The 7,464-nt window shown below is 43.4% G+C and carries 9 protein-coding genes; 8 read left to right on the top strand and 1 reads right to left on the bottom strand.

Annotated elements, in window-relative coordinates; all coding sequences use genetic code 11:
• A partial coding sequence (locus AWU56_RS12840) for a hypothetical protein (RefSeq protein WP_286682745.1) occupies positions 1-327 on the top strand: 327 nt, incomplete at its 5' end.
• 667 nt (positions 328-994) lie between these two features.
• Here the strand turns inward: AWU56_RS12840 and AWU56_RS12845 are convergent.
• Positions 995-1,378: a DUF3224 domain-containing protein gene (locus AWU56_RS12845; RefSeq protein ID WP_286682746.1), complete on the bottom strand. Its 384-nt coding sequence runs from the start codon at positions 1,376-1,378 to the stop codon at positions 995-997.
• 107 nt (positions 1,379-1,485) lie between these two features.
• Here AWU56_RS12845 and AWU56_RS12850 point away from each other — a divergent pair, with 107 nt between their 5' ends.
• The 7 genes from AWU56_RS12850 (at position 1,486) to AWU56_RS12880 (ending at position 7,320) form a co-directional block, all read left to right on the top strand.
• Positions 1,486-1,893 (top strand): DUF6597 domain-containing transcriptional factor, encoded by a 408-nt coding sequence (locus AWU56_RS12850; RefSeq protein WP_286682747.1) that lies wholly within the window; start codon positions 1,486-1,488, stop codon positions 1,891-1,893.
• A 98-nt stretch (positions 1,894-1,991) separates the two neighbouring features.
• Entirely contained in the window at positions 1,992-2,288 is a 297-nt protein-coding gene (locus tag AWU56_RS12855) for a helix-turn-helix transcriptional regulator (protein WP_286682748.1), read from the top strand.
• Positions 2,289-2,314: 26 nt separating this feature from the next.
• The gene (locus AWU56_RS12860) at positions 2,315-2,908 is read left to right on the top strand and encodes an HAD family hydrolase (protein WP_286682749.1); all 594 of its coding nucleotides are present in this window, start codon (positions 2,315-2,317) and stop codon (positions 2,906-2,908) included.
• A gap of 224 nt (positions 2,909-3,132) precedes the next feature.
• Positions 3,133-3,888, top strand: coding sequence for an alpha/beta fold hydrolase (locus AWU56_RS12865; RefSeq protein ID WP_286682750.1), 756 nt, complete (start codon positions 3,133-3,135; stop codon positions 3,886-3,888).
• 27 nt (positions 3,889-3,915) lie between these two features.
• Complete coding sequence (locus AWU56_RS12870) at positions 3,916-4,602, top strand: response regulator transcription factor (RefSeq protein ID WP_286682751.1); 687 nt, start codon at positions 3,916-3,918, stop codon at positions 4,600-4,602.
• A 1-nt stretch (position 4,603) separates the two neighbouring features.
• Complete coding sequence (locus AWU56_RS12875) at positions 4,604-5,773, top strand: sensor histidine kinase (RefSeq protein ID WP_040487958.1); 1,170 nt, start codon at positions 4,604-4,606, stop codon at positions 5,771-5,773.
• Between the two features lie 296 nt (positions 5,774-6,069).
• Complete coding sequence (locus AWU56_RS12880; RefSeq protein WP_286682752.1) at positions 6,070-7,320, top strand: hypothetical protein; 1,251 nt, start codon at positions 6,070-6,072, stop codon at positions 7,318-7,320.
• The last annotated feature ends 144 nt before the right edge of the window (positions 7,321-7,464 follow it).

Raw genomic sequence — 7,464 nt, forward strand, 5'->3', positions numbered from 1 at the left:
GCCTTAACGCTTGGGTATCAAGTGCGCTCGCGACTCCAGCTAGAAAAAGCCGATTATGGTGTTTTAATTGCCATTGGTGCGCCGTTTAACGCACTGCTGATTAAAGCATGCAAGCCAATCGCCATGGGCTTTGGTGCCGCTGTTATCGTGACGTTCGCAGGTTACATGCTGCTAGTTCACTTGGGCTACTTGCACCACGTTAATCTAGCGAGTGCCATCAACTTAATCGCACTAGTTTTGGTCGGATTAATTACTCTCAGTGCCGTTGCATTGCCATTACTTAAACTCACTCGTAGCCAAGTGATCGACCTAATAAAGCAAGAGTAACGGCTAGTCTTTGCTGCACGATCGCATTGACACAATAAGTTCAGCATTCTGTCATTTATCCGCATCTGAACTTGATAAAGCCAGTCTCAATCTTTAAGTACCTTTCCTTACCCAGAGAAATGTAATACAGCGGCAGAAATAGAGACTTGAAAAGGTCAGACCCAAATGAGTTTTTCACTACAATTTTTCCAGAGCAAATATCACTAACATAAAAGTCAGGACTCAAACACCAATCGACTACAGCCTTCAGTTTTTTACTGCCTTTAGGCAAAGTTTCATATTAATCGTCACATGTGCCTAACGCAACGAACTGAATTCTTTAAGCGCCCTGGTATTAAGTCTTTGTCAGCATCGGACCAAAACTTTGCACATCATTACCATAGTGAGGGCTGTGATAGCGAGTCTTTTTTAAAGTTAAAACGAGACAAGACATTTATATATGAGATTGATGAAAATCAACTATTCGGCCGTTGGAGAATTCCGGATATGCCCTATCTGCGTTTATACAATACACTCTAGCTCTTTAAGTTTCTTAATATTTTTTAAAATAACTTTCATGGATTTGCTACGTTCTCGATTCTATGTGATTGCGTATAACAGCGTATTGTACCGACCCTGCGGGTTAGATCAGCGTGTAAGGTCAGAAAGTCCAATGTCTGCTTTTCGCTCAAAGCGGACCTTTAATTTGATAGTCTGCTTGACCATTCTCTTTCGAACGAAAGAAGCCCTCATAACCAATAATTGTCTTATCATGACTGCTTTCGACAACAGTGAACTTGCTGGTTGCAATACCGTTGTTGAAACAACCATTGTGTTGTAAAACGATAACCTCTAATTCATTTGGGGTATTTATGGAAATTGTTTCGAAGCCAACAAAATCAGCATTACCGCTAGTGTCATAACAGAGTTGATACGTCAGTTCACTCTCTCCTGACAAGCTTCCAGTATAGGATTGTCTGACGTTAGCACGGCTTAGTTTCGTACCATTAGCAAGCTCCTTTTCTACCGATTCCTGCCAACTGGTTATTTCAAACGTTCCTGTGAGCTCCATAATATTATCTTCCAGTATTTCTGCTTAAGTGGTATTAAACACTACCATGATCCGTGTTAACTGGTATTGTAAAAGTGCGACATAGGGTTTTGAGAGTAGCTTCAGACTTGAAAATTAATCAATCTAAAATCAATGGTGTATTGCACCAGCAAGAGAGCCAGCAGTTTTACAGTTTGCGCCGTTACTATCCCAAGTTTGAATTAACTGATTTTATCGATCAGTTTTGGTTAGTCGACTGGAACCTCCCTGCAAATAAAACACACACGCAAAGGAACGTTCCCGATCCCAACTTTCATCTTGTCATTAGTAATGACAAGGTTAAGGTAGTGGGACCGGTCACCAAAGTTTACAATTATATGATGTCCGGAAAAGACAGAATCATAGGTGTTAAGTTTTCGCTCGGAGCTCTTCAGCATGTTCTCTCGTTACCGCTTGTTGAATACGTTGATAAGGAAATTGATGCTGGCGAGATTTTTGGAGATCGCCTCACAGAGGCACTAGCTTGTTGGTTGTAAAGAGCGATGCTTTAATTTGTGAGATTCTCGAGAAAAGACTTACACCACATAAGACGTTAGTTTGCGACTCTCAGCAGTCTGTACAAAAGCTGGTTAGTTTGATTAAAGACGAACAGTCGATTGTTAAAGTGTCTCAGTTGAGTGAGCGTGCTGAACTATCACCGCGAATGATACAACGGTACTTCAGAAAACATATTGGGTTAAGCGCAAAGTGGCTAATAAGAAAATATCGCCTGCACAGAGTGCTTGAGCGTCTTGACGCAGGAGAAGTAAATATCCTTGATGTTGCTATGGAACTTGAATACACGGACCAGTCCCACCTTATTCGCGATTTCAAAGAGATAATAGGTGTGACGCCCAACGGCTATGCAGAAAATCGACATAAGAATGGCTAAGCTCTAAAAGGCGACGGGATAGAAGTATGGACATTGCCCTATTCGACTTTGATGGAACTATCACAAACTGCGATACCTTCACCCCGTTTGTAAAGGCGGTCATACCTCGCAGAAGAATGCGTGTAGGGAAGATCCTGCTAACTCCTTTAATCATTGGTCACAGATACGGTTTGTTGTCGTCATCCTATATTCGACAAAAAATAGTTCAAGTCGGCTTTAAAAATTTGCCGGTGTCGGATACAGCCGAATTAGGTCGCAAACATGCTGACGCATTTATTCCGAACGTTTTACGTCCTGAAGCCATCGAGCGCTTCAACTGGCATAAAACGCGTGGCGATCGGATAGTCATTGTTTCTGCTTCGCTTACGGTTTATCTCGGACCATGGTGTGAAAAGATGGGCTTTGAACTGTGCGGAGTCAATCTTGAGGAAAGAGAAGGTCTGCTGACTGATCATTATCTGGATGGTGACTGTACCGGTAGAAAAAAAGTCGAAAGAATCCGAGCATTAATTATGCTCGATGAATTTGAACACATTTATGCATACGGTGATACGGCAGAAGATATTGAGATGCTTGATTTAGCAGATAGTAAATTTTTCAATTGGGAAAAGGTTAGTTAGTAGATATTCGTCATACATTGCGAATTCAGTCCGCTTTGAGCGATGAGCCGACGTTGGGTTTGCTCTGACCTGCCGCATACTAAGTAATAGCTCTAGCCTCTGTGTTTTCAGCAGGAAAATGCGACTACTAATATTCGGCTTTACCAGATAGTAGCGATCTTTTTTCACCGCTATTTCACCTTTGCTCTGATAATTTCATTTGAAATTACATAAAGGAGCGACTCATGCGTCTACATAAAATTATTTATTGTTTGTTTTTACTAATCCCGACTTACGCGTTTGCGGCAGAAGAAGTAACTGTTATTTTTGAATCTGGGTTCGGTATCGACGGAGAAGTTTGGAACCCAGTCATCGAGCAGCTACCGGACAATATCAAAATCATCAATCCAACTCGCCTCAGCCTGACGTCTGCAAACACTCAGCCGACAACTATTCAGCAAGACGTTAGTTCATTAATCAAAAAGATTCACCGTGAGAGTGAACAGCGTCAAGTTATTGTGGTAGGGCACTCCTATGGAGGTTTAATTGTGACCGAAGCTATGCGCGAGGCTAGCTCGCAGGTACTTGGCGTGGTGCTTATTGAACCAACAGTTAAAGTTCAACGCGTGCGTTATCGAAAACTGGATTCTGAGCGCGTCGCGCGCGATGACAAGGTGATGGCAAAATACATGCCCTCACATCTATTGCCGCACTATAAGGTGCTCATGCAAGAACTCGATAGCACTGATGAAAACTTGATACCGTTACCTGCTGATCTGCGTGTGACACTTTATACCTCGACGCAGATTCATCCTGAGCCAATGTTTATTGAGGAGACTAAAGCTGGCAAAGAATTATGGATGCAAATGCATAACGAGCTATTTAGTTTAATTCGGGCTGGTCAGCATATTCGTTCCGACAAATGGGGTCACTCGATTCATAGTGAGTATCCAGAAGAGATAGCGAATGCTATTTTGAATCTTGCCGCCGAAGGCTCATAATAAGAAAGTGTTTAAGAGGAGTACACCATGCCCAAAGAACGTTCAATTTTACTTATCGAGGATAACTTAGCGATTGCCAGACAGGTCGTCGACTTTCTCGAAGGGTTGGGGTGGAACGTGGATTTTGCCTCCTCTGGACAGTTAGGATTAAAACTAGCATTAAACGCGCAATTTAACGTAATCTTACTTGATTTGAATCTTCCTGACACAGATGGCCTAGCCGTCTGTCAGGCTATCAAAGAACAAGCCCAACGCAATCAGCCCATATTAATGGTAACTGCGCGTGATGCCTTTGAAGATAAAGCCAAAGGCTTTGGTCATGGTGCCGATGATTACCTGACGAAACCATATGATTTACGTGAACTAGCACTGCGCTGCGAGGCGCTCTCTCGACGCCCCGAACTCCACCGGGACAGCTTATTAATCGAAGGCGGTTTGCGAGTCGATATGCGTGCGATGACCGCACACTGGCAGCAGACACCAATACCACTGACCGGCATCGGCTTAAAGCTTTTGAGCGAGTTGCTCGTTGCCCATCCTTATCCAGTGAGTCGCTCCAACCTGATAAGTGCTATTTGGGGCGCAGATCCACCTGAAAGTAATGCATTGAAGTCCCATATCTATTCTTTGCGTAAGGTGTTAGAGCATGTGAGCGGGCGACAGCTTCTGTTTACCATCAGTAATGTGGGCTACCAACTTAAAGGACTGGATTAAGATGAGGGCTAATAGCATAAGAGCCAAGTTATTCATCTCATTTGGCGTTTTGGTTCTCATCATTAGCTTCGTCTACATGCGTCTGAGCTATCTCGCGATCACCACATCTGAAGCCGTTACAGCGTCAGTCTTGTTAGAGACTGATCCACCCGGAATGATAACGACAGTGTATTCCGAAGTAGACTTGCCAGCGTGCAACTCAACGTCTTTACTCCATGATACGAACATAACTGTCTATGAATGCGTAGAGCAGACGGTTTATAGCTACGCAACCAAAGACGCGCAAGGAGCCCCGGTATGGAAACTGTTAGATGCAACCGAAGCCTTACCTTTTTCCAGATTTAATGGCGTGTTAAATTTATTTAACACGAGTTTGGCGCTGGCTGCTATCGTATTGGCTTTGCTTGCTACTTGGATTATCGCGAACCGAATAGCTCAGCCCATTCGGAACCTGACGGAGCAGGTTCTTCGGCAACGTGACAATGCTGACGCGTCGATTAAACGTTTATCTCGTGAGGACGAAATTGGTCAGTTAGCGGATGCTTTTTATTACACTTACTCTGAATTGCAGAGCGCTTTGCAACGTGAAAAAGACTTTACGCGCGACGTTAGCCATGAATTACGTACACCGATTACGTTAATCAAAAACACTCTGACACTCATTCGTGATGACGCCCTACCACCTGACACGATGAAGCTTTTGCAGCATGCAACGAGTGAGCTCCAACAAACAATCAATGTGTTACTTGCTCTGGCTCGCAAGGAAAACCTCAACTTTACTGAATTGAGTTTTGTGCCGCTGCTAGAGGAGGCCATTTTAGGAATTCATCGTGTGCACCCGGACCTTGTTTTTGACTGTCATGTCGACCTTCCACCCCGACTTAGAGTATACGGCAATCAAAATTTAATCAGTTTGTTGTGTCAGAACCTGATAAGCAATGGTTTTTACCATGGCGATGCTAGCGGTCTCAGGGTTCATCAAAGTGATGGCGGGGCGATTGTTTTTGAAAATAGTTTGGGGGAGTCCTCAGAGCGTCCTTACTATCAGGGCTTGGGTCATGGTCAGTATTTAGTAAAACGCATCGCTAAAGTCATGAACTGGAGCGTGAGTATCGAACAAACTAGCGATATTTATCGCGTCAAAATAACTCCCACTACGGTACTCGCGTAAGTTAATTGAAGCGGCAAGGTCAGCTGATACCACGGTCCGCTCTTGGCACAAAGCTGAACGTCAGCAATGAACGAGCAGCAGACATTTCTGACTCTTGGTCTACTTCAAATAGTGACTAGCCTCTACGTTGCTCATCAGTATGAGGAATGCCGAAAATACGAGGCTCGCTCACTTCGAAAATTTTGCGTGTTTTGTTATTTTGGTGTTTATATAAGTTGTTTACGGTGATTCGTATTGAAAAAAATGAAGGTCACTCTAAGGTCACGCCAACAACAATAATTCAAGGAATATAATTTGTGAAAACGTTGAACTTGGTTGCGGTATTCATGATCACTTTATTCAGTGTGTTGCCGCTCTCTGCTGACGAGTTGTCTGCAGAAGAATATTTAAAGGAAATAAATAGGGCGTCTAGTCGAGTCTATGAACAAACCAATGGAAAAACCTTAAGTGCTAAAATCGAAATTTTGGAGGCACTTTTATTAGAGTATGAAGATAATCATCCTGTGCTCGATTTTCTGCTGCAAGAGCTTGGCACAGCATATTCATTTACGGGGCAACACCAGCAAGCCCTGTATGCCTTTGATCAACACGACCCTTACTCTGATCAGTTAAACACCGCGGTTAAAGCGTTGAAAACACAAGATGCTGTCAAAAACATTGCTGATACCGCTGGTAAGTATCAAATAGTGATGGTCAACGAAGCTCACCATGTACCGCAACACCGCATTCTCACCTACAGGTTACTGGAAAGTCTATGGAACCAAGGATTTCGCTATTTGGCTTTAGAGGCACTCTCGGCTAACGCTGAAAATAAGTTACCCCCTGAATACGTTAACGAGAAAGCAGGCTTTTACACAAATGAACCGCTTTTTTCCAATTTAGTGCTGCGAGCTCGTCAGTTGGGGTTTCAACTCGTATCCTATGATTACGGTTCTGAAGTCGGAGCGGGAACAGAGGCGCGGGAGCGAAGTGCTGTGAAGAATCTTCGCACAAAAGTATTTAACAGTGAGCCCGATGCCAAAATGCTCATTCATGTGGGATATAGTCACATTAATGAAAGCCGATGGCTCGCTCACTATTTGAAAGAGTCACTAAAGACTGATCCACTGACCATCAATCAAACAGACTTCACCGAGCGAAGCGACGTAAAATACGAACCCAAAAGTTATACTTGGGTCATCGATAAACATGATTTCAGTAATCCCGTTGTGCTAACAAAAGGGAACGGTGAGTATTGGTCTCCAACGCCGGAAGAGTACGATGTTACCGTAATTTGGCCGCGTACTGAGTACCGCTTAAACCGTCCCCAATGGGCACGATTGGGTAAAGAATTAATGCCCGTTGACCCGTCGTGGTGCAAACAGTTTTTTCCATGCACAATTGAAGCGTACAAAGTCGGTAACTCCGACGAAGTCCCCTCCGATAGAATCGTCATTCACGACACTAGTGTACCGAGTGGCATTTTCATTTCGGAATCAACGCGAATACTTAAAGTTACTGATGCTCAGGGCAAACTTAAACATATTAAGGAGTTTAGAATTGATTAGACTTTAATATGAAACATGAGCAAGTGTACGGAGCGATATCGCCAAATCGAGAGTGTAAAAATATCTGTGTAAATGGCATTCTTAGCAATATCGAAGAAGGATATCAGAATGCCAATATCAGACAAACTCATCGATCAGCTGCTT

The organism is Idiomarina sp. T82-3 (assembly GCF_001577655.1).
Taxonomy (GTDB): Bacteria; Pseudomonadota; Gammaproteobacteria; order Enterobacterales; family Alteromonadaceae; genus Idiomarina; species Idiomarina baltica.

Excerpts from the sequence above, each read along its gene's own strand:
- AWU56_RS12865 (WP_286682750.1), top strand. The coding sequence starts at position 3,133 with ATGCGTCTACATAAAATTATTTATTGTTTGTTTTTACTAATCCCGACT.
- AWU56_RS12860 (WP_286682749.1), top strand. The coding sequence starts at position 2,315 with ATGGACATTGCCCTATTCGACTTTGATGGAACTATCACAAACTGCGAT.
- AWU56_RS12845 (WP_286682746.1), bottom strand. The coding sequence starts at position 1,378 with ATGGAGCTCACAGGAACGTTTGAAATAACCAGTTGGCAGGAATCGGTA.
- AWU56_RS12870 (WP_286682751.1), top strand. The coding sequence starts at position 3,916 with ATGCCCAAAGAACGTTCAATTTTACTTATCGAGGATAACTTAGCGATT.
- AWU56_RS12875 (WP_040487958.1), top strand. The coding sequence starts at position 4,604 with ATGAGGGCTAATAGCATAAGAGCCAAGTTATTCATCTCATTTGGCGTT.